Origin of the sequence: Phenylobacterium sp. (genome assembly GCF_030680185.1) — a bacterium.
GTDB lineage: Bacteria > Pseudomonadota > Alphaproteobacteria > Caulobacterales > Caulobacteraceae > Phenylobacterium.
In genome coordinates this window covers 1-19,589 of the sequence record NZ_JAUXVZ010000051.1, presented here as the reverse complement: position 1 = coordinate 19,589, position 19,589 = coordinate 1, and the positions used below count along the sequence as shown (strand labels likewise).

The following is a 19,589-nucleotide window of genomic DNA, read 5'->3' as shown; positions in this document are numbered from 1 at the left end:
AAGAAGAAGGGCCGGGGATACCGGCCCTTCTGAATATTTGCGTCTCGCGCCAAGGGGATCAACGCGAGACGCTGGCCTTGGGACGTTTATTTCGCCGGCAGATTGGGGTAGGCGATCCCAAGTTGTTCCAGATACGTGTCGTACTTGGATGGGTCGTAGTAGAACGGCTCCATCTTCGGACGCATCTGAGCCATGATGTTGGTGTTCAGGTGGATGCCCGGGGTGTCTTCGGCGGTAAGCACCGGATCATACTTCTGATCCTTGAGCTGGACGTTCTGGAAGTAGTCCTTGGCCTCGGCCACCAGGCTCGGCGTGGTCGCGAGATCCAGCACCGTCATCGCCACCGCCTTGGCCCCGACCACGACGCCCTTGTGCGCGATCGGCGTCGCCATCCCGATCGCCGCCGTCACATGGTGGCCGATGGTGTTGGGGATGTTCGAGGGATAGCGAACCGTGATGGTGGGCACGGTCCACATGATGTCGCCGATATCATCCGACCCGCCGCCCATGGACGGGCCGCGGCCGTCGGGCGTGGAGAGCGGGGAAACCTCCGTCGCCAGGGGCTCCACCGTCAGATGGTTGGCCTCCTGGGTGGCCCGGGCGAAGGCCTGGTCGGCCGCCGTCCACTGGGGCATGCCGACGGCCTGGATGTTGGCGTAGGCCGCCTCGGCCAGAGGCTTGTTGCCATAGTTGGGCGCCGCATAGCCCAGCAGGCGACGCTCCACCGTGGTGTCGGTGGCCATGGCGGCGGCTTCGGAGATGCGGTTGCCGATCTCATAGAGGCCGCGGATGGTGTCGAAGTTCTGCTCGCGGAAATAATACCAGACGCTGGCCTCGCCCGGGACGATGTTGGGCTGGCCGCCGCCATTGGTGATCACATAGTGCGAGCGCTGGGTCACCGGCAGATGCTCGCGCCGCATGTTCCAGGCCGTGTTCATTAGCTCAACGGCGTCGAGGGCGCTGCGGCCGGCCCAGGGCGCGCCGGCCGAGTGGGCCGTCTTGCCATGGAAGGTGTACTCCACCGAGACCATGCCGTTGTTGCCGGCCGGACCCCAGCCGGTGGAGAAGTCGCGGCTGACATGGCTGAAAATGCTGACGTCGACATCGTCGAACAGGCCGTCGCGCACATAGAAGGCCTTGGTGGCGAGAAGCTCCTCGGCGACGCCGGGCCAGAGCATCAGCTGGCCGGGGATATTGTTGGCCTCCATGACGTCCTTGGCCGCCAGGGCGGCGACCACCATCATGGGCATGCCGGAATTGTGGCCCTCGCCATGGCCCGGCGCGCCGGGGACCTGCGGCTTGATCTCCGCCGAGCCGGGGACCTGTGAGAGGCCGAGCAGCGCGTCGATGTCGCTGCCCAGGGCGATCTTGGGGCCGCCCGATCCCCAGGTTGCGATCCAGGCCGTGGGGATGCCGGCCACGCCGCGCTCGATCTTGAACCCGTTCTGCTCGAGGATTCCGGTGATGTATTCCGAGGTGCGGAACTCCTGGAAGCCCGGCTCGGCGAAGCTGTAGATGGAATCCACCATCTCCTGGGCCAGCTTGGCCCGCTGCTCGACGCCGGCCACGGCGGCGGCCTTCATCTCGGGCGGCGCGGCGGCCTGGGCGGCAAGGCCCGGCAGGCACATGGCCGTGGCGAGCAGGATTGCGGTCAAAGATCGGGTGCGGCTGGCGGCCATGTGGTCATCCCCCAAGTGGTTTCACTGCTGACCGCCGGCGCCCCTTGAGCCCCCGCCGGTCCGTTTTCGTCCACCCTGATGTCTCGCCTTCAATTGACCAACCCGCGGTGTCGTGCGCAGGAAATCAAATCAAAACGGTCAAAATGGTTTGAAAACCATCAGGATGATCGAGCGCACCATAGAATTCCTGCGGTGTAAACGCCGAGGTTGAGAGCCTGGGATGGAATCGCCCTGCTGCGTCAGGGATGATGATTTTTTATGCGCACTGCAGCGCTCCGGGGCGGCTCAACAAGAGGCAGGGCCCGGGGCGGCGGAGCTGAGCGCCTTTGATTCATGACCAAGATTTCATGGCCGCGCTTGCATCTGTCAGGGACGGCCGCGGCCTCTTATGATCGAACGGGTCTAGAGCATCCGCTGCGCTTAACAGGAAAACTCTCATGGACGTCGCCATCGCTGGCATCATCTCCAGTGTCTTTACGACTGCGATCGTGTTCGGCGCGATCGTGGCCATCGTGGTTGTGCCCCGCTACCTGAAGGCTCGGGAGCGAACGGCGCTCCACAAGACGATCCAGGCGGCCTACGAGCAAGGCCAGCAGTTGCCGCCAGAACTCATCCAGGCGCTGACCCAGGATGTGAAGGTCAAACCCAAGCCTTCCCCGGCGCGCGACCTGCGCACGGGCATCATCTGGCTGGGTGTTGCTGTCGGCCTGGCCGCCTTCGGCTACGCTCTGGGCTTCGAAGAGCCCGACGCGACCTACATCTTCATGGGCATCGCCGCCTTCCCTGGCTTCATTGGCCTGGCCTTCGTGATCATGTCGTTCGTGGCCAAGGACAGGTCCTGATCGCGCGCTTTAGGGGAAAGCCATGTCGCGCGCCGAACGGCACCGACTCTCAAGTCTGCACGACGTCGAGCTTGCCACCCTGGCGGCGGCCGGCGACCGTCAGGCCTTTGGCGAGCTCGTGCGGCGTCATGGCTCGGCGGTCCGGGGGCTGCTGCGCCGGATGGGCGCCAGCGCCAGCGAGGCCGACGACCTGGCCCAGGACGCCTTCATCTCTGCATTTGAATCGATTTCGGAGTTCCGCGGGGAGGGCGCTTTCGCCGCGTGGGTGAAGAAGATCGCCGCCCGGGCCTGCATGCGGCGGATGCAGCGGGCCAAGCGGCTGCGCGACCTGACGGCCGCCGGCGCCGACGATCCAGCGCCTGTGGCCCACCCTGATCCCGGCGGCCGGATGGACCTGGACGAGGCGCTCAAGGCCCTGACCGACGGCGAGCGCCTTTGCGTCAGTCTCTGCTACGGGGCGGGGCTATCTCATGGCGAAGCGGCTGAGGCCTTGAACCTGCCGCTGGGAACGGTCAAATCCCATGTCAAACGTGGTCTGGATAAACTCAGGGCGCGCTTGGCGCCGGAGGATCAGTCTGTTGAGGGACGCCGCGACAATGGCTGAGGTGGAATTCGAGCGCGCCCTGGAGCGGATGTTCGCCCGGACGCCCGACATCTCCGACGCCGCGAGCTTCGCCGACCGCGTCCAACGGCGATTGGACCGCGGCTGGGCGGCGCGGCGACTCCTGATCGGATCGGCCGGCGTCATCGGCGGCGTCATCGGCGCCAGCCAGCTGATCATGTCCAATCTCTTCAGCCGCGCTGAGGCCGCCTCCAGCGAGTCCGCGCGCGTGTTGACCTCCAGTGTCCGCCAGATCGCGCCTCAGGCCGACTGGCTGTTCAGCCGCCCCGCAGGGGTGGAGACCGTTTGGGTGGCGGCGGGGCTGGCCCTGCTCGCCCTGGGCTTCGTGCTCACCCGCATCATCGAGGAGATCTGACCTGTCCGCCCAACGCCAGGAGACCGTGCGACGCCTTGCGGCGCCCGACATCGCCGAGCGCAAAGGCAAGACGCCTGTCGTCTGCCTCACCGCCTACACCGCCCCCATGGCCGAGCTTCTGGACGAAGCCTGCGACCTGCTGCTGGTGGGCGACTCGGTGGGGATGGTCGTCCATGGCCTGCCCAACACCGTGGGCGTCACCCTGGAGATGATGATTCTCCATGGCCAGGCGGTGATGCGGGGCTCGCGTCGGGCCATGGTCGTGATCGACATGCCCTTTGGCTCCTATGAGGGTTCGGCGCAGGAGGCCTATGCCAACGCCGCGAGGCTGATGAAAGAGACCGGCGCCCAGGCGGTGAAGGTCGAGTCTGGCCCCACCGTGGCCGACACCATCGACTATCTGGTCAAGCGGGGCGTGCCGGTGATGGGCCATGTCGGCCTGCGGCCCCAGGCGGTTCTGGTGGACGGCGGTTTCAAGGCCAAGGGCAAGGGCGCAGAGGAACGCGCGCGGATCCTGGAGGAGGCCAAGGCGACCGTCGCCGCCGGGGCCTTCGCCCTGGTGGTCGAGGGCGTGGCCGAGGGCTTGGCGCGAGAGATCACCGAGGCGGTGTCGGTTCCCACGATCGGCATCGGCGCCTCGGCCGGCTGCGACGGCCAGATCCTGGTGACCGACGACATGCTGGGCCTGTTCGACTGGACGCCGAAATTCGTGCGGCGCTACGCCGATCTGCGCGGCGAAATCCTGCGGGCGGTGGAGGCCTATGCGGAGGATGTGCGGGCCAGACGCTTCCCGGGACCGGCCGAAATCTACTTCGCCAAGGCGGTTTAGGCGGGCCTGCCTGCCGGGCGCCATGACGGGCTCGGCCATGCCGTTGCGGCGGGACCTCTTGCACTATAGGTTCGCCGCCTCTGTTTCGTCGCCTGAGCGCGGAGTACCCCATTCGTGACTGACGTTTTTGAAGAGGTCGAGGAGCAACTCCGCGCCGACCGCTACAAGACGCTCGCCCTGCGCGCGCTTCCTTGGGTGCTCGGCGCCCTTGTCATCGCCTTGGCGATCGCTTTGGCGGTCTGGGGGTGGGGCGCCTGGCAGGCCCGCTCCATCGGCGAGGCTTCGGAAGCCTATGCCGAAGGCGTCGAGGCCTTTGCGGCCGGCGATATGGGCAAGGCCGAGCAGCGCTTCGCCGAGGTCGCCGAGGGGAACGCCAAGGGCTATGCGGCCATGGCGCTGATGCAGCAGGCTGGCCTACGCATCAACGAAGGCAAGACCGCCGAGGCGGTCGCGTTGTTCGACCGGGCCGCAGAGACTGCGCCGGATCCGATTCTGGCCGACGCCGCCCGCCTCAAATCCGCCTTCGCCCTCCTGGATACCGCGCCCCTGGAGGACATGCAGGCGCGCCTGCAGCCTCTGACCGAAGAAGGCCGGCCTTACCGCGCACAGGCGCTGGAGGCCCTGGCCTTCGCCAAGCTGATGGGGGGCAAGATGGACGATGCGCGCGCCGACTTCGGGGTGATCGCCCTCATGCCGGGCGCTTCGGATCAGGCTCGCCAGCGCGCCCAGGCCGCCCGGGCGATGATCGACTCCGGCTCGGCCACATCCCTGGCCGAGGTGGTCAAGGCCGCGGCCGCGCTTCCCGACACCGCTTCCGACGATGCGGCCTCCGTTGAGGCTTCGCAGCAGCAAGGTTCCGCTTCGCAATGATGTCTTCCCGTCTCCCGATGGTCGCCGTGCTGCTGGCTGGCGCGGTCGCGCTCAGCGGCTGCTCGACCATCAACCGTCTCAACCCCTTTGGTCAGGATGACGGGCCGCAGGAGATCGCGGGCGAGGGCGAGCGCATCTCGATCATCGCCTTCGACGATACGTTGAGCGTGTCCGACACCCTGCGCGGGGCCGACTTCTTCCTGCCGACGCCCTATAGCCGCACCAACTGGCCGCTGCCGGGTGGGAACGCCGAGCAGGCGCCCGAACATATCGAAGCGCCGGTGAACTTCGATGTCGCCTGGCGTCGCGGTTTTGGCCAGGGCTCGGGGCGCGGCAACCACGTCACGGCCCCGCTCGTGGCCGCCAACGGCCGCATCTATGTGATGGACGGCGCGGCGACCGTGTCGGCCATCGACGCGCAATCTGGCCAGGTGGTCTGGAACGCCAATCTGGAGCCCACCCGGCGCAGCGAGCGCGAGGGCTTCGGCGGCGGCCTCGCCCTGGCCGATGGCAAACTCTATGTGGCGTCCGGCTACCGGTTCATGGCCCGCCTGGACGCGGCCACGGGCGCCGCCGAATGGCGCACCCAGACCGAACAGCCGATCCACGCCGCCCCGACCGTGACGGCCGGCCGCGTCATGGCCGTGGCCATCGACAACACCCTGCTGACCTATGACTCCGCCACCGGCGCGCCCAGCTGGACCTATCAGGCCCTCAGCGAGCCGGCCCGCATTCTCGGCGCCTCCAGCCCTGCGGTGTCGGGCGACACCGTGGTGGCCTCGTTCAGCTCCGGCGAGCTGGTCGCCCTGCGCAGCGGCAACGGCAACGACCTGTGGAACGAGGGCCTCTCGCGGGCCAGCCGCACCAACGCCCTGTCGGAGATCCGCGACATTGTCGGACGGCCGGTCATCTATCGCGGCGATGTCTATGCGGTCAGCCATTCGGGCGCCTTCGCCGCCGTTGACCTGCGCACCGGCGCGCCGCGCTGGACCCTGCCGGTTACGGGCGTGACCACGCCCTGGCCCGCCGGCGACGTCGTGTTCGTCGTGTCCAAGGCCGGCGAGGTGATCTGCGTCTCCCGCGAAAGCGGGCAGGTCTATTGGATCCGCGACCTGAACGAAGGCGTCGAACCGCGCAAGACCGGGGGCTTCTTCGGCTTTGGCGGCACCGTCGCGCCCAAGCCCCTGTGGACCAGCCCGCTGCTGGCCTCCAACAAGCTGGTGCTCGCCTCGTCCTCCGGCGAGATGGCGGTTCTCAACCCCAAGACAGGCGCGGTGGAGCGCAAGCTGAACCTCGGCGGGTCGGTGCTGGTGGATCCCATCGCCGTGGGCGGTATGATCTATGTGGCCACAGATAACGCCCAGCTGATCGCCATTCGCTAGGTCGCTCGCAGAAGGCGGCGGTTGCGTCGCCGGGCGACAGGCGTCAAATCATTCCATTCTCCACCCGGTTCGACCCATCGGTCGGGCCGGGTTCCAGCGCGCCAGGGAGCGCCTATGCCGCTCAAGATCGCGATCGTCGGCCGTCCGAATGTGGGCAAGTCGACCCTGTTCAACCGTCTGGCCGGGCGAAAGCTCGCCATCGTCGATGACCTGCCCGGCGTCACCCGGGACCGCAAGTTCGCGACCGGACGCCTGGGGGATATCGATCTCGAGCTGATCGACACCGCGGGCTTCGAGGATGTCACCGACGAGAGCCTGGAAGCGCGCATGCGCCGCCAGACCGAACTGGCCATCGACGAGGCCGACCTGATCCTCTTCGTGATGGATTCCCGCGAAGGGGTCGCCCCGATGGACGAGGTGTTCGGCGAACTTCTGCGCAAGTCCAGCAAGCCGGTGATCCTGCTGGCCAACAAGGCCGAGGGCCGCCAGGGCGACGACGGAACCCTGGACGCCTTCCGCCTGGGCTTTGGCGAGCCGGTGCCGGTCTCGGCCGAGCACGGCGAGGGCATGGCCGATCTCTATGCCGCGGTGCTCGCCCTGGCGCCTGAGGCCGGCGAGGACGAGGACGACGGGGGCGAGAAGCCTGTGCAGCTGGCCATTGTCGGTCGGCCGAACGCCGGCAAGTCGACCCTGGTCAACCGCCTGATCGGCGAGGAGCGCCTGTTGACCGGGCCCGAGGCCGGCATCACCCGCGACTCGATCCCCGTCGATTGGATTTGGGATGATCGGGCCATCCGCCTGGTGGACACCGCCGGCCTGCGCCGCAAGGCCAAGGTTCAGCAGAAGCTGGAGAAGCTTTCCACCCAGGACACGATCCGCGCCATCACCTTCGCCGAGGTGGTGCTGCTGGTGATGGATGCGACCCATCCCCTGGAGATCCAGGACCTGCAGATCGCCGACCTGGTCGAGCGCGAGGGCCGCGCCCTGGTGTTCGTCCTGGCCAAATGGGACCTGGTGGAAGATCCGCAGGAACGGCTCAAGGAGCTGCAGGAAGAGGTTTCGCGCAAGCTGCCGCAGGTTCGCGGCGCGCCGATGATCGCCCTGTCGGCCGAGACGGGACGCAATATCGACCGGCTGATGCCGGCGGTGTTCAAGGCCCACACCGACTGGTCCACCAAGGTCAAGACCCGGGACCTCAACGACTGGCTGGCCATGGCCGTCCAGCGCCACCCGCCGCCGGCGGTCAATGGCCGCCGGGTCCGCCCGAAGTATATCGCCCAGACCAAGGCCAGGCCGCCGACCTTCGTGCTGTTCGCCAGCCGGGCGAGCCAGCTGCCGGACTCTTACCGGCGCTATCTGATCCATTCGATCCGCGAGAGCTTCGACCTGCCCGGCGTGCCGGTTCGGCTGACGGTGAAGTCCGGCGCTAACCCCTATGCGGACGGTGAGGCGCGCGCGTCGGGGCCGTCGCGCACGGCGCCGCGCAAGGTCAAGGCGGCCGGCAAGGGCGGTAACAAGAAGCCGACCGTGGGCAAGAAGCCGGTGGGCGCCAAGCCTGCCAAGCCGGCAAGGCCCAAGAGCTCGGGCTTCGGCGGTTCGAAGGCCAAGCCCTCACGGCCGCGGCCGGTCAGTGGGCGGAAGACGCCTGCGCGGCCTTCCACGCGGAGAAGCTGACCGGGCTGTCGGGCGGGCCAAGCTCGGCCTGCGCCAGTTCGACGACCAGCGGACCGATCTCTGATGCGTCCGGTAGGCTGAGCGGGTCTTCCCCCGGCATGGCCTCGGCGCGCATCTTGGTGCGCATGGCGCCAGGATCGATCAGGGCCGCGCGGACCGGTCCATGCTCCAATTCATCGGCCCAGGTGCGCACCAGATGATCGGTGGCCGCCTTGGTGGCCCCATAGACGCCCCAGAAGGCCTTGGGACGGGCGACGCGCCCCGTGGTGAACACGAGCGCCCGGCCAGCGGGCGCGGCCTTCAGCAGACGCTCGGTGCTGCGCAGTAGGCGATAGGTGGCCGTCAGGTTGAGCGCCACGACCTGATCCCAGGTCTTGGGCTCGATGTGCGAGATGGGGCTCAAGCCCCCCAGCATGGCGGCGGCATGGACCAGGATGTCCAGGCGTCCGTGTCGCTCGTGGATGGCCAGGCCCAGCTGGTCGATCCCGCCGCCCTGGGTCAGGTCCATGGGGATAAGGGTGGCCGACTGGCCGGTGGCGGCGCGGATCTCGTCATCCAGCTCTTCCAGGCCGCCCTGGGTGCGGGCGGTGGCGATCACATGCGCGCCGGCCTTGGCGAGCGCCAGGGCCGAGGCCCGGCCAAGGCCGCGGCTGGCGCCGGTGACCAGAGCGATGCGGCCGGCCAGCGGGCCGGTCGAGGAGGCGGGGATATCCGTCATGGGGGCTGTCTAGCTGGTCTGTTCGGGGCTGTCGGCCCGTTTCGCATAGTGGCCGGCGATGGCGGCGCAGGCCATCAACTGGAACTGGTGATAGAGCATGACCGGCAGCAGCACGAAGCCCACCGTCGCGGCGGGGAACAGCACCGCGGCCATGGGCGCGCCGGCCGCCAGGCTCTTGTTGGAGCCGCCGAACAGGATGGTCGCCTCGTCCTCGACCGGGAACTTCAGCCGCCGGCTGATCCAGACGGTCCAGCCCATGGAGGCGACCAGCAACACCAGGCAGATGATCGCCAGGCGGGCCAGGTCGCCCATGGACACCTGGCTCCAGATGCCGACCGCTACGGCGCCGGAAAAGGCGTTGTAGACCACCAGCAGGATCGAGCCGCGATCGACCAGACTGGCCTGTTTGGAATGGCGCTGGATGAAGCCGCCGATCCAGCGGCGCAGCAGCTGGCCGGCGATGAAGGGGGCGAGCAGTTGCAGCAGGATCGCCTCGAAGGCGCCCAGGGACAGGCCGCCGACCTGCGCGCTCAGCAGCACGCCCACCAGCAGGGGCGTGACCACCACGCCCAGGATGTTGGAGGCCGAAGCGCCACAGACGGCCGCGGCGACATTGCCCCGGGCCACCGCGGTGAAGCCGACCGCCGACTGGATGGTTGACGGCAAGCACCCCAGATAGATCAGCCCTGGCGCCAGGGCGGCCGGCACGATCCACGCCGGCAGGGTCGAGAACAGCAGGCCGGCCAGCGGGAATAGGGCGAAGGTGGTCAGCAGCACCACCAAGTGCAGCCGCCAATGGCTGATGCCGGCGATGACCGCCTGCGGCGACAGCTTGGCCCCGTGCAGGAAGAAGACCAGGGCCACGCCGATCTTGGTCGCCACGCCGACCACCTCGGCGGCCTGGCCGCGGGCGGGAACGAGGGAGGCGAAGACCACGGTGGCCAGGATGGCCAGGATGTAGGGGTCGATCTTGAAACGGGCGAGGACGCCGCGGGCGGCCTGGATCACGCGTCCACCAGGAAGGTCAGTTGACGCTCGTCTTCGGCGTTGCGCCCTTCGGCGATCTCCCGGTCCAGCAGGCGCGTGGGGTAGTCGCCGGTGAAATAGTGGTCGGTGAACTGGGGCGCGGCGGGATCCCGGGGATCGGACTCCATGGCCCAATAGAGGCCGTCGACCGAGAGGAAGCCAAGGCTGTCGACCTCCAGCATCCGAGCCATCTCCTCGATGGTGTTGTTGGCGGCCAGCAGTTGCCGCCGTTCGGGCATGTCGATGCCGTAGAAGTCAGGCCACATGATCGGCGGCGAGCCGGAGCGGAGGTGGACCTCCTTGGCGCCGGCCTCCCGCACCATCCGCACCACCCGCAGGGAATTGGTGCCGCGGACGATGGAGTCGTCGATCAGCATCACCCGCTTGCCGGCCAGGACGGCGCGATTGGGGGAGAGCTTCATGCGGACGCCAAGCTCGCGGGCCCCCTGGGTCGGTTGGATGAAGGTCCGGCCCACATAGTGATTGCGCATGATGCCCATCTCATAGGGTACGCCGGTCTCCTGGGCGTAGCCCAACGCCGCGGGCACGCCGGAGTCAGGCACTGGCACCACCACATCGCAGGGCGGCGCACTCTCCTGGGCCAGGCGGCGACCCATGCGCTTGCGCACCTCATAGACCGAGCGGCCGTTCACCACGGAGTCGGGGCGGGCGAAATAGACGTATTCGAAGATGCAGGGCCGGGCGCGGGCGGCGGGGAAGGGGCGAAGGCTCTCGACGCCGCTGTCGTCGATGACCACCATCTCGCCGTGCTCGATGTCGCGGATGAAGCGCGCGCCGATCATGTCCAGGGCGCAGGTCTCCGAGGCCAGGACATAGGTGTTGTCCAGCTTGCCGAGCACCAGGGGCCGAATGCCCAGAGGGTCGCGCACGCCGATGAGCTTCTTGTTGGTCAGCGCCACCAGGGCGTAGCCGCCCTCGATCATCGACAGGGCGTCGATGAAGCGGTCGGTCATCCGCCCTTTGCGCGAGCGGGCCACCAGATGAAGGATCACCTCGGAGTCCGAGGTCGACTGGAAGATGGCGCCCTCGGCCACCAGATGCTGGCGCAGGGTGAGGAAGTTGGTGAGGTTGCCGTTGTGGGCGAGCGCGATGCCGCCGCTTTCCAGGTCGGCGAACATCGGCTGGACGTTGCGGATGAAGCTGCCGCCGGCGGTGGAGTAGCGGGTGTGGCCGATGGCTGCCCCGCCGGGCAGGCGCTGGGCGAGGTTGGCGTCACCAAAGGCTTCGCCGACACGGCCCATATGGCGTTCGGTATGGAACCGGTGGCCATCGAAGCTGGCGATGCCGCAAGCCTCCTGACCGCGATGCTGAAGGGCGTGCAGGCCCAGGGCCGTGAGGCCCGCCGCCTGCTCGGCGCCGAACACCCCGAAGACCCCGCACTCCAGCCGGAGACTGTCGTCATCCGGGTCGCGGACCGGGGAAGTCCAAGCGTCGGGAACGGGGCTCATCGGGATTTCTCCACCAGATCGTCGATGTCGTCGCGGGCGCGGCCGTCATAGCCTTCTTCCGAAGGCGGATCACCTGCGCCGTCGCGAACCGCATCGGTGATGGCCGGCCGTAGCCGATCTGCAACATCCAGTCCCTTGGGCGCGAAGGCTTTCAGCACCTCGCCGGCGCCCTGGGTCAAGGGATAAAGCGCCGCACCCGCGATCCATTGCGGAATCCGCTCCGGCGGCGCCACCGCCATCAGGCCGAGGTGGAAGGCGCCCAGCACCACGAGCGAGCGGATCAGACCAAAGCCCGCGCCGATCACGCGGTCCAAAAAGCCCAATACATTCGTGGCCTGCACACGGTTGGCGAGGCGCCCGCCGATCAGACGGAGCGTGATATAGACCACGACGAACACCAGCAGGACAGCGGCGACATTGGCCGCCCAGACCGGCTCCAGCATGTCGCGCATCAGCGGTCCGGAGAACCGGAGTCCCCAGAGTGCGGCGGCTGCGGCCACCAGCAGCGCCAGGACCGTGGCCATCTCCCGCACGGCGCCGCGGAAGAAGCCGACCCCCCCGGACACCGCCAGCAGGGTCAAGGCCATGATGTCGAACAGCGTCAAGCGCGACCTTTCCAGTCCCCGTCGCCGATGCGACGTATGGCGTCAGCCAGGCGGGCCACGCCGTTGATCTCCAATCCGCCGCCGGCGTCGGCCTCCGCCGGGGCCAGGGCCTGTCCGAAGCCGAGCTTTGCGGCCTCCTTGATGCGGCCATCCATGCGGCTGACCTGACGAATGTCGCCTGACAGGCTGATCTCGCCGAACACCACGCAGTCCTGCGGCAGGGCCACGTCCAGCGCCGAGGAGGCCAGCGCCGCCGCCGCCGCCAGATCTGCCGCCGGCTCGCTGACCCGCAGGCCGCCCGCGACGTTCAGATAGACATCGCGGTCGCCCAATCCAAGGCCGCAGCGGGCCTCCAGCACGGCCAGCACCATGGCCAGGCGTCCTGAATCCCAGCCGACGACCGCGCGCCGTGGTGTTCCATAGGCGCTGGGCGCCACCAGGGCCTGGATCTCCACCAGGACGGGCCGCGAGCCTTCGATGCCGGCGAAGACGGCCGCTCCTGCCGCCCGTTCGCCCGAGGTGTTGAGGAACAGGGCCGACGGATTGACCACTTCGATCAGGCCAGCGTCGGCCATCTCGAACACGCCAATCTCGTCCGTGGCGCCGAAGCGGTTCTTCACCCCCCGCAGAATGCGGAAGGGATAGCCCCTTTCGCCCTCGAAGGTCAGCACGGCGTCGACCATGTGCTCGATCACCCGGGGACCGGCGATGGCGCCTTCCTTGGTGACATGGCCCACCAGGATCACCGCGACGCCCCGCTTCTTGGCCATCCGCACCAGTTCGCCGGCCGCGGCGCGGACCTGGGTGACAGAGCCTGGCGCCGCCTCGTGGGCGTCGCTCCACATGGTCTGGATGGAGTCGATCACCACCAGGTCGAAGGCGTCGCGCTTGAGGCCATCGAGGATGACCCGCAGGGAGGTTTCGGCCGCCAGTTGCACAGGCGCCTGGGCCAGGCCCATCCGGTGGGCGCGGGCGCGCACCTGCTCGACGGCTTCTTCGCCGGAAATATAGGCGCAGCGAGCGCCGCGCAGGGCCGCCTGACCCAGCACCTGCATCAGCAGGGTTGACTTGCCGACCCCGGGGTCGCCGCCCACCAGCAGGGCCGAGCCCGGCACCACGCCGCCGCCGCAGACCCGATCGAACTCCGCCACCCCGGTAAGGATGCGCGGCGGGGCCGGGGTTTCGGCCGCCAGGGTCTCGAAGGCCAGGCCGCGCTGGCCGCGGCTGGACTTGGCCGGCGCCAGGCCGCCGGGGGGGCGTGACTGGCTTTCCTCGACCATGGTGTTCCAGGCGTTGCAGGCAGGGCATTGCCCGGCCCACTTGCCCTGGACCGACCCGCACGACTGGCAGACATAGACCGCGCCGTCTCTGGCCAATCCGAACTCCTGATTCGCGTTTGCCGCAGTCTAACCCGCGAGCCTTGCGGCGCGCGCCGCTCAGGCGGGCTCTGCGACCTTCTCACCCACATATATGCGCTCAGCCCGGGGGCTGAGGCGCACCAGGCACTCATGCGCGATGCTGCCAGCCGCCGCCGCCAGGTCATCGAGCAGGGCGTTAGGGCCAAGCAGTTCGACCATGTCGCCAAGCTGGACCTCGGCCTCACCCAGATCGACCACGGTCAGGTCCATATCGACAATGTAGAGCCGACGGAGGGCGCCGCCGACATAGGCCTGGCCCTGGCGCCGCGCCGCGCGGATCACGCCATCGGCATAGCCGGCCCCGATCACGGCCACGCGGGTCGGCCGGCTCACGCCGATGGTGTCTCCATAGCCGATCAGGTCCCCGGGGCTCAGATTACGGATATCCAGGATCGGCGCCTCCAGCCGCGCCACGGCCCGCAGGCGGGGATCGAAACGCTCCTGAGGCCCACCGCCATAGAGGCTGACGCCCGGGCGGACCAGGTCGAACCGGTAGTCCGGCCCCAGGAAGGCGCCGGCCGACGCCGCCAGGCTGGCCCTGGCTTCGGGGAACAGGCCGCGCACGTGATGGAAGGCGGCGAGTTGCTGGCGATTGCGGGGATGATCGGGCTCGGCGCCGCAGCCCAGGTGGCTCATCACCAGGCCGATATCCAGGCCCCGCAATCGGTCGGGAGACTGAGCAAGGGCGACGGCCTGGGCCACCGTAACGCCCTGGCGGTTCATGCCGGTGTCCACCTGCAGGGCGCAGGGCAGGGGCATGCGCGCGCTGACGGCGAAGGCGCTGGCGGCCGAAACCTGGCTCATGCCGTTCAGCACGGGGATCAGGTTGGCGGCGGCCAGCCTGGGGCCCGTCGCCGGCGTAAACCCGTCGAGGACCATGATGGTCGCATGGCGCGCGTCCAGGGCGGCGCGCAGAGCCTCGCCCTCGGCCAGGCGGGCGACGAAAAAGGTGCGCGCCCCTTCGGCCCAGAGCCGGCGCGCCAGCTGGCCGGCGCCCAGGCCATAGCCGTCGGCCTTGACCACGGGCGCGGTCTCGGCCCCGGCGGCCTCTGCGGCGATCGCATGAAAATTGTGGGCCAGGGCGTCGAGGTCGATGGTCAGCCGGGCGCGGGAAGACGGAGCCATTTCACCCCCATGAACCTCCCAGGCTCCGGGCGCAAGATCAGCCGCTTCAGTGGGGATCGTAGCGTCCGTCGCGGGCCAGATTGCCGAACTTGGTGAGGTCTTCGTTGAACGACAGTTTCACGGTGCCGATGGGGCCGTGGCGCTGCTTGCCGATGACGATCTCGGCCAGACCTTTGACCGTGTCCATCTGCTCCTGCCACTTGAAGTGCTCTTCGGTGCCTTCCCGCGGCTCGGTGCGGCTGAGGTAATAGCTCTCGCGGTAGATGAACATGACCATGTCGGCGTCCTGCTCGATGGAGCCGGATTCGCGAAGGTCGGAGAGCTGCGGCCGCTTGTCCTCGCGGTTCTCCACCTGGCGCGACAGCTGCGACAGGGCGATCACGGGCACAGACAGCTCCTTGGCCAGGGCCTTGAGTCCCTGGGTGATGGCGCTGACCTCCTGCACCCGGTTGTCGCTGGAGCCTGCCCCGATCGTCACCAGCTGGAGATAGTCGACCATGATCAGGTCGAGGCCCGAGGTGCGCTTCAGGCGTCGGGCGCGGGCCGTCAGCTTGGCCAGGCTGAGGCCGCCGGTGGCGTCGATATAGAGCGGAGCCTCCTGGATCTCGAGGGCGGCGTCGCGGATGCGGCCAAATTCCATGGCGTCGATCTCGCCCTTGCGGAGCCGGTCGCCCGACACCCCCGAGGCCTCGGCCAGCAGGCGCATGGCGAGCTGCTCGGCCGACATTTCCAGCGAGAAGAAGGCCACGACCCCGCCGCTGACCGTCTTGCGCGTGCCGTCGGGCCGCGGCTCCCAGGCATAGTTGCGGGCCACGTCGAAGGCGATGTTACAGGCGAGCGACGTCTTACCCATTGAGGGGCGCGCCGCCAGGATCACCAGGTCGGACGGGTGCAGGCCGCCGATCTTCTGGTCGAGATCGATCAGGCCGGTGGACAGGCCCGCCAGACCGCCGTCGCGGGCGTGGGCCTCGGCGGCCATGGCCACCGCGCCGTGCAGGGCGTCGGCGAAGGACACGAATCCCGAGCTGACCCCGCCGGTTTCGGCCAGGGCGTAGAGCTGCTGCTCGGCGGTCTCGATCTGGTCGCGGGCCGAGGTCTCGCCATCGGCGGTCTGGGCGCCCGTGGCGATCTCCTGGCCGATGCGGATCAGGTCCCGGCGAAGGGCCAGGTCATAGACGACGCGGGCATAGTCCGGGGCGTGGGTCGAAGGCGGCGCCCGGTCCACCAGGTCGGCCATGTAGCGCAGGCCGCCCAGCTCTTCGAAGGCCGGATCGCGGGCGAACTGCTCGGCGAGCAGGATGGGCTCGGCCAGCTGGCCCTTGCGGATCGCGGTCTCGATGGCGGCGAAAAGGCGGCCATGGAAAGGCTCGAAGAAGTGCCGCGCCTGCAGATGGTCGCCCAGCCGCTCGAAGACCGCATTGTCATAGAGCAACGCGCCCAGCAGGGCCTGTTCGGCCTCGATATTGGCCGGGGCGTGAGTGGGGGTGGGGGTGTCGTCCTGCGGCATGCGCAGGTCGAGTGCCGGAACGATCGCCATCCCTTGCTGATAGCTTAAGGAGAGCAGAACGACTCCCGACGAAACGTCGCGGTGCACAGGAAAACCCGTCCTGTGGACAAGGTGGGTAGGCCCTCACGAAAAAGGGGGCGGACTTGCGCCCACCCCCTCGTTTCGGAAGGTCTCTTCAGCCTACCAGCGCACGCTCATGCGGCCGTAGACGAACCGGCCGTTGAAGCCGAACGGTGAGAACGACGAGAACGGCGCCGCCCCCGTGGTGTTCAGGTTCGGCTCGATCTGGCGCGGATAGACGTCGAACAGATTGTCCGCGCCGAGCGCCAGGGTGACCCCCATGGGGAAGGTGCGGCGGGCTTCGAAGTCCACCACGCCGCGATTGCCGGTCTCGGTGTCGGCGCTGCCGTCGGCCAGCGTGCCGGGCGACAGGGCGGAGCCATAGAAGGTGGTGCGCAGGGTGGCGCCCCAGGCTTCGCGACTCCAGTCGCCCTGCAGGGTGAGCTTGTGCTTGGGGGTGCCCTCCTCGAACCGCAGGACGGCCTGGCGGCCGAACAGGCTGGTCGGGGTGGGCAGGATCGACGTGCTGGTGGTCGGGGTCTTGGTGACCTCGAACTCGTTGATGTTGCCAGCCGCCGTCAGGTCGAAGGTCCCGGCCTGGGGATCGACGATCCGATAGCGGGCGACCACGTCGACGCCGTTGGTCTCGGTGTCCACCCCGTTGATGAAGAACCGCGCAGCCGTGGCGCCGAAGGGCGCCAGCAGGTCGGCGATGACCCGGGCGTTGGTGCCGGGCGCCGCCGTGGCCGAGCCCTGGAAGGTCTCGCTGAGGACGATGCGGTCCTCGACCTCGATGCGGTAGGCGTCAACGGTCAGTTCGAAAGCGCCCTGACGGTAGACAAGGCCCAGGGAGTAGTTGCGCGAGGTTTCCGGATCGAGATCCTGGCCGCCCAGCGCCACGCCGATCGGGCTCACCGACGGATAGGTGCCGGTCTCGAAGGGCACCCCGTTGATGTAGAGGATCGAGGTGGCCGTATAGTACTGCTGCTGCAGGCTGGGCGCGCGGAAGCCCGTCGAGGCCGCGCCGCGAAGGGCGAAGGCCGGGGTGAAGTCGTAGCGGGCCGAGATCTTGCCAGAGGTGTTGGAGCCGAAGTCCGAATAGTCTTCGTAGCGGACGGCGCCGGAGGCGGAGAACTTCTCGGTCAGCTGACCTTCCAGGTCGACATAGACGCCGACGGCGTCGCGATCAACATCGACTTCGTTGCTCGGGGTGAAGCCGGTGAAGCCGCGCGAGCCGAACGAGACCGTGGTGATCGGGCCGCGGCTATAGGAAGCCGGCTCGCCCTGGTTGATCTCGAAGGTCTCGGTGCGGGCCTGAACGCCGAAGGCGACGTTCAGCGGTCCAGCCATACCCACTTCCACGCCGCGGCTGAAGTCAGCCGAGACGACTGTCTGGCTATATTCCAGACCGCCGGCCTCGAAGGAGGTTTGAGAGGCCGCGCCGAAGGACGGGTTGATGGTGTCGCGGACGCCGAAATTGATGTCGTTCTTGCCGTAGGCGATGTTGAAGTCGGCGTTGAAGCCGGCGATCTCGCCACGCAGGCCAAGGGCCGCGCTCAGATCGCTGGTGTCGGTGGCCAGCTTGGGCACGTAGCCGTTGGGATAGACCGACGGCACGTTCTGGCTGGCGTCGGTGGGCAGGCGATAGGTCGCGGCGCTGGAGGCGTCACGTTCCTGGACGCCGAACCAGCCATAGGCTTCCCAGACATCGCCCAGGGGCTTGCCGGCGTTGGCGTAGAACGAGACGTCCTCCACATCGGCGTCGCCGAAGCGCGAGGTGATCCGATTGGGGGTCACCCGGGTGTCGATATCGCTTCGGTTGGTGTTCTCCCGGTCGCGATATTCAGCCGACAGGGTCAGGAAGCCATCGGCGCCGAGCGGCAGGCCCTGCCAGCCGGCGACGGTGGTCGTGCCGCCGTCGGAGATGTTGCCGTCGCGGCCGTAGAAGCCGTCGAACTGGGTCTCATACTGGCCATAGGTGACCGAGAGGCCACCGCCGCTGGCGGCTTCGCGCAGGCGCAGATTGACCACGCCGGCGATGGCGTCGGAGCCGTACTGGGCGGCCGCGCCGTCGCGCAGGACCTCGATGCGCTCCAGGGCGGTGGACGGGATGGCGTTCAGGTCGACCGCCGCCGAACCCCGGCCCACCGAGCCGTTGGTGTTCAGCAGGGCGCTCACATGGCGGCGGGTCCCGTTGACCAGGACCAGGGTCTGGTCAGGGCCTTGCCCACGCAAGGTCGCCGGACGGACGGCGTCGGTGCCGTCGGTGTTGGACGGACGGGGGAAGCTGATGGACGGCACGGTGCTGGCGAGCGCCGAGGCGAGCTCGGTGACGCCCCGCTGCTGAAGGCTCTGGCTGGTGACGACGTCGACCGGCGCCAGGGTGTCCAGGCGGCTGCGGCCGGTGGTGCGCGTGCCGGTGACCACGATCTCCTGAACCTCGGCGGACGAGGCGGTTGTCGTGGCGGTCTGAGCGATGGCTGCGGTCGACGTCAGGCTGACGGCGGAAGCCGCGGCAAGAAGAAGTGTGCGGTACTGCATGTTGTCCCCGTTGTTTTGGGGTGCGGCTCGGCCGCCCCCAGGTCCTTGGTGGCCCTTGGGGGCTTAGCTAATGTGCTTGGCGCGTCAAAAGAATGACATATTTGCAACAGCTCGCGGCCGTCTTTCAGCCAAAGAAAAACGGCCCGGAACGGGAAGCTCCGAGCCGTTGATCTTGTAGGCTTTTCGGCAGATCAGGATTCGACGTAGTCGCCTTCGATCTGACCGGCGCCACCTTCCAGCAGATCGGCGGCGGCCTCTTCGGCGGCCGCGCGCTCTTCCTCGAACTGGGAGGTGATGACGTTTTCGCCGCGGGCCTGACGATCAGCTTCGTCCTGGCTGCGGGCGATGTTCATGGTCACCGTCACGACGACTTCGGCGTGCAGGCGGACCTTCACCTCGTGCATGCCGAGCGTCTTGATCGGCTTGTCGAGCACGACCATGGCGCGTTCGATCTTGCCGCCATCGGCGTTGACCGCGTCAGCCACGTCACGGCCGGAGACCGAACCGTAGAGCTGACCGCTTTCACCGGCCTGACGGATGAGCACATAGACCTTGCCGTCGAGACCTTCGCCCGACTTGGCCGCGTCGGCGCGAGCCTCGGCGTTGCGGGCTTCGATCTGAGCGCGCTGGGCCTCGAACACCTTCATATTGGCGGTCGTGGCGCGCAGAGCTTTCTGGCGAGGCAGGAGGAAGTTACGGGCGTAACCGTCCTTGACGGTGACGACTTCGCCGAGGCCGCCACGGCCTTCGACGCGTTCGAGCAGAATGACCTTCATGATCCTGGTCCCTTACTTCACGACGTAGGGAAGAAGGGCGAGGAAGCGGGCGCGCTTGATGGCGCGGGCCAGTTCACGCTGCTTCTTGGCC

General features: G+C 68.1%; 17 protein-coding genes and 1 pseudogene. 7 read left to right on the top strand and 11 right to left on the bottom strand.

Features of this window, described 5'->3' with window-relative positions:
- Positions 1–86: 86 nt before the first annotated feature.
- Complete coding sequence (locus Q8L83_RS11855; RefSeq protein ID WP_305287168.1) at positions 87–1,679, bottom strand: amidohydrolase; 1,593 nt, start codon at positions 1,677–1,679, stop codon at positions 87–89.
- Between the two features lie 437 nt (positions 1,680–2,116).
- Between Q8L83_RS11855 and Q8L83_RS11850 the strand changes: the two genes are divergently transcribed.
- The 7 genes from Q8L83_RS11850 (at position 2,117) to der (ending at position 8,253) form a co-directional block, all read left to right on the top strand.
- Entirely contained in the window at positions 2,117–2,521 is a 405-nt protein-coding gene (locus Q8L83_RS11850; protein ID WP_305287166.1) for a DUF6249 domain-containing protein, read from the top strand.
- Positions 2,522–2,543: 22 nt separating this feature from the next.
- A complete protein-coding gene (locus Q8L83_RS11845) occupies positions 2,544–3,125 on the top strand; it encodes an RNA polymerase sigma factor (protein ID WP_305287164.1) in 582 nt (193 codons plus the stop codon).
- The gene (locus Q8L83_RS11840) at positions 3,118–3,498 is read left to right on the top strand and encodes a hypothetical protein (RefSeq protein ID WP_305287162.1); all 381 of its coding nucleotides are present in this window, start codon (positions 3,118–3,120) and stop codon (positions 3,496–3,498) included. Before Q8L83_RS11845 ends, Q8L83_RS11840 begins: the two co-directional genes overlap by 8 nt.
- A 1-nt stretch (position 3,499) precedes the next feature.
- Positions 3,500–4,327 (top strand): 3-methyl-2-oxobutanoate hydroxymethyltransferase, encoded by an 828-nt coding sequence (gene panB, locus Q8L83_RS11835; RefSeq protein ID WP_305287250.1) that lies wholly within the window; start codon positions 3,500–3,502, stop codon positions 4,325–4,327.
- Between the two features lie 114 nt (positions 4,328–4,441).
- Entirely contained in the window at positions 4,442–5,197 is a 756-nt protein-coding gene (locus Q8L83_RS11830) for a tetratricopeptide repeat protein (protein WP_305287160.1), read from the top strand.
- Complete coding sequence (locus Q8L83_RS11825) at positions 5,194–6,579, top strand: PQQ-like beta-propeller repeat protein (RefSeq protein ID WP_305287158.1); 1,386 nt, start codon at positions 5,194–5,196, stop codon at positions 6,577–6,579. Before Q8L83_RS11830 ends, Q8L83_RS11825 begins: the two co-directional genes overlap by 4 nt.
- A gap of 114 nt (positions 6,580–6,693) precedes the next feature.
- Complete coding sequence (der, locus tag Q8L83_RS11820; RefSeq protein ID WP_370868390.1) at positions 6,694–8,253, top strand: ribosome biogenesis GTPase Der; 1,560 nt, start codon at positions 6,694–6,696, stop codon at positions 8,251–8,253.
- Here the strand turns inward: der and Q8L83_RS11815 are convergent.
- From Q8L83_RS11815 to Q8L83_RS11770, 10 genes and pseudogenes are all read right to left on the bottom strand, one after another.
- Positions 8,207–8,971, bottom strand: coding sequence for an SDR family NAD(P)-dependent oxidoreductase (locus Q8L83_RS11815; protein ID WP_305287156.1), 765 nt, complete (start codon positions 8,969–8,971; stop codon positions 8,207–8,209). The two genes, der and Q8L83_RS11815, sit on opposite strands and share 47 nt — an antisense overlap.
- A gap of 9 nt (positions 8,972–8,980) precedes the next feature.
- Complete coding sequence (locus tag Q8L83_RS11810; RefSeq protein ID WP_370868389.1) at positions 8,981–9,979, bottom strand: bile acid:sodium symporter family protein; 999 nt, start codon at positions 9,977–9,979, stop codon at positions 8,981–8,983.
- Positions 9,976–11,466 carry an amidophosphoribosyltransferase gene (gene purF / locus Q8L83_RS11805; protein WP_305287154.1) on the bottom strand — a complete coding sequence of 497 codons (1,491 nt, stop codon included), beginning with the start codon at positions 11,464–11,466 and terminating at the stop codon, positions 9,976–9,978. The genes Q8L83_RS11810 and purF overlap by 4 nt, the downstream gene beginning before the upstream one ends.
- The gene (locus Q8L83_RS11800) at positions 11,463–12,071 is read right to left on the bottom strand and encodes a CvpA family protein (RefSeq protein ID WP_305287152.1); all 609 of its coding nucleotides are present in this window, start codon (positions 12,069–12,071) and stop codon (positions 11,463–11,465) included. The genes purF and Q8L83_RS11800 overlap by 4 nt, the downstream gene beginning before the upstream one ends.
- Positions 12,068–13,447, bottom strand: coding sequence for a DNA repair protein RadA (radA, locus tag Q8L83_RS11795; protein WP_305287150.1), 1,380 nt, complete (start codon positions 13,445–13,447; stop codon positions 12,068–12,070). The genes Q8L83_RS11800 and radA overlap by 4 nt, the downstream gene beginning before the upstream one ends.
- Positions 13,448–13,507: 60 nt before the next feature.
- Positions 13,508–14,614, bottom strand: coding sequence for an alanine racemase (gene alr, locus Q8L83_RS11790; RefSeq protein ID WP_305287148.1), 1,107 nt, complete (start codon positions 14,612–14,614; stop codon positions 13,508–13,510).
- 46 nt (positions 14,615–14,660) lie between these two features.
- Positions 14,661–16,151, bottom strand: a complete 1,491-nt coding sequence (locus tag Q8L83_RS11785; protein ID WP_305287146.1) for a replicative DNA helicase — start codon at positions 16,149–16,151, stop codon at positions 14,661–14,663.
- 150 nt (positions 16,152–16,301) lie between these two features.
- Complete coding sequence (locus tag Q8L83_RS11780; RefSeq protein WP_305287144.1) at positions 16,302–18,722, bottom strand: TonB-dependent siderophore receptor; 2,421 nt, start codon at positions 18,720–18,722, stop codon at positions 16,302–16,304.
- A 191-nt stretch (positions 18,723–18,913) separates the two neighbouring features.
- The gene (gene rplI / locus Q8L83_RS11775; RefSeq protein WP_305287142.1) at positions 18,914–19,498 is read right to left on the bottom strand and encodes a 50S ribosomal protein L9; all 585 of its coding nucleotides are present in this window, start codon (positions 19,496–19,498) and stop codon (positions 18,914–18,916) included.
- Between the two features lie 12 nt (positions 19,499–19,510).
- Positions 19,511–19,589, bottom strand: a pseudogene (locus Q8L83_RS11770) (30S ribosomal protein S18); the annotation flags it as partial.

Excerpts from the sequence above, each read along its gene's own strand:
- purF (WP_305287154.1), bottom strand. The coding sequence starts at position 11,466 with ATGAGCCCCGTTCCCGACGCTTGGACTTCCCCGGTCCGCGACCCGGAT.
- Q8L83_RS11855 (WP_305287168.1), bottom strand. The coding sequence starts at position 1,679 with ATGGCCGCCAGCCGCACCCGATCTTTGACCGCAATCCTGCTCGCCACG.
- Q8L83_RS11840 (WP_305287162.1), top strand. The coding sequence starts at position 3,118 with ATGGCTGAGGTGGAATTCGAGCGCGCCCTGGAGCGGATGTTCGCCCGG.
- Q8L83_RS11785 (WP_305287146.1), bottom strand. The coding sequence starts at position 16,151 with ATGGCGATCGTTCCGGCACTCGACCTGCGCATGCCGCAGGACGACACC.
- Q8L83_RS11850 (WP_305287166.1), top strand. The coding sequence starts at position 2,117 with ATGGACGTCGCCATCGCTGGCATCATCTCCAGTGTCTTTACGACTGCG.
- alr (WP_305287148.1), bottom strand. The coding sequence starts at position 14,614 with ATGGCTCCGTCTTCCCGCGCCCGGCTGACCATCGACCTCGACGCCCTG.
- Q8L83_RS11815 (WP_305287156.1), bottom strand. The coding sequence starts at position 8,971 with ATGACGGATATCCCCGCCTCCTCGACCGGCCCGCTGGCCGGCCGCATC.
- rplI (WP_305287142.1), bottom strand. The coding sequence starts at position 19,498 with ATGAAGGTCATTCTGCTCGAACGCGTCGAAGGCCGTGGCGGCCTCGGC.
- Q8L83_RS11780 (WP_305287144.1), bottom strand. The coding sequence starts at position 18,722 with ATGCAGTACCGCACACTTCTTCTTGCCGCGGCTTCCGCCGTCAGCCTG.
- der (WP_370868390.1), top strand. The coding sequence starts at position 6,694 with ATGCCGCTCAAGATCGCGATCGTCGGCCGTCCGAATGTGGGCAAGTCG.
- Q8L83_RS11845 (WP_305287164.1), top strand. The coding sequence starts at position 2,544 with ATGTCGCGCGCCGAACGGCACCGACTCTCAAGTCTGCACGACGTCGAG.
- Q8L83_RS11825 (WP_305287158.1), top strand. The coding sequence starts at position 5,194 with ATGATGTCTTCCCGTCTCCCGATGGTCGCCGTGCTGCTGGCTGGCGCG.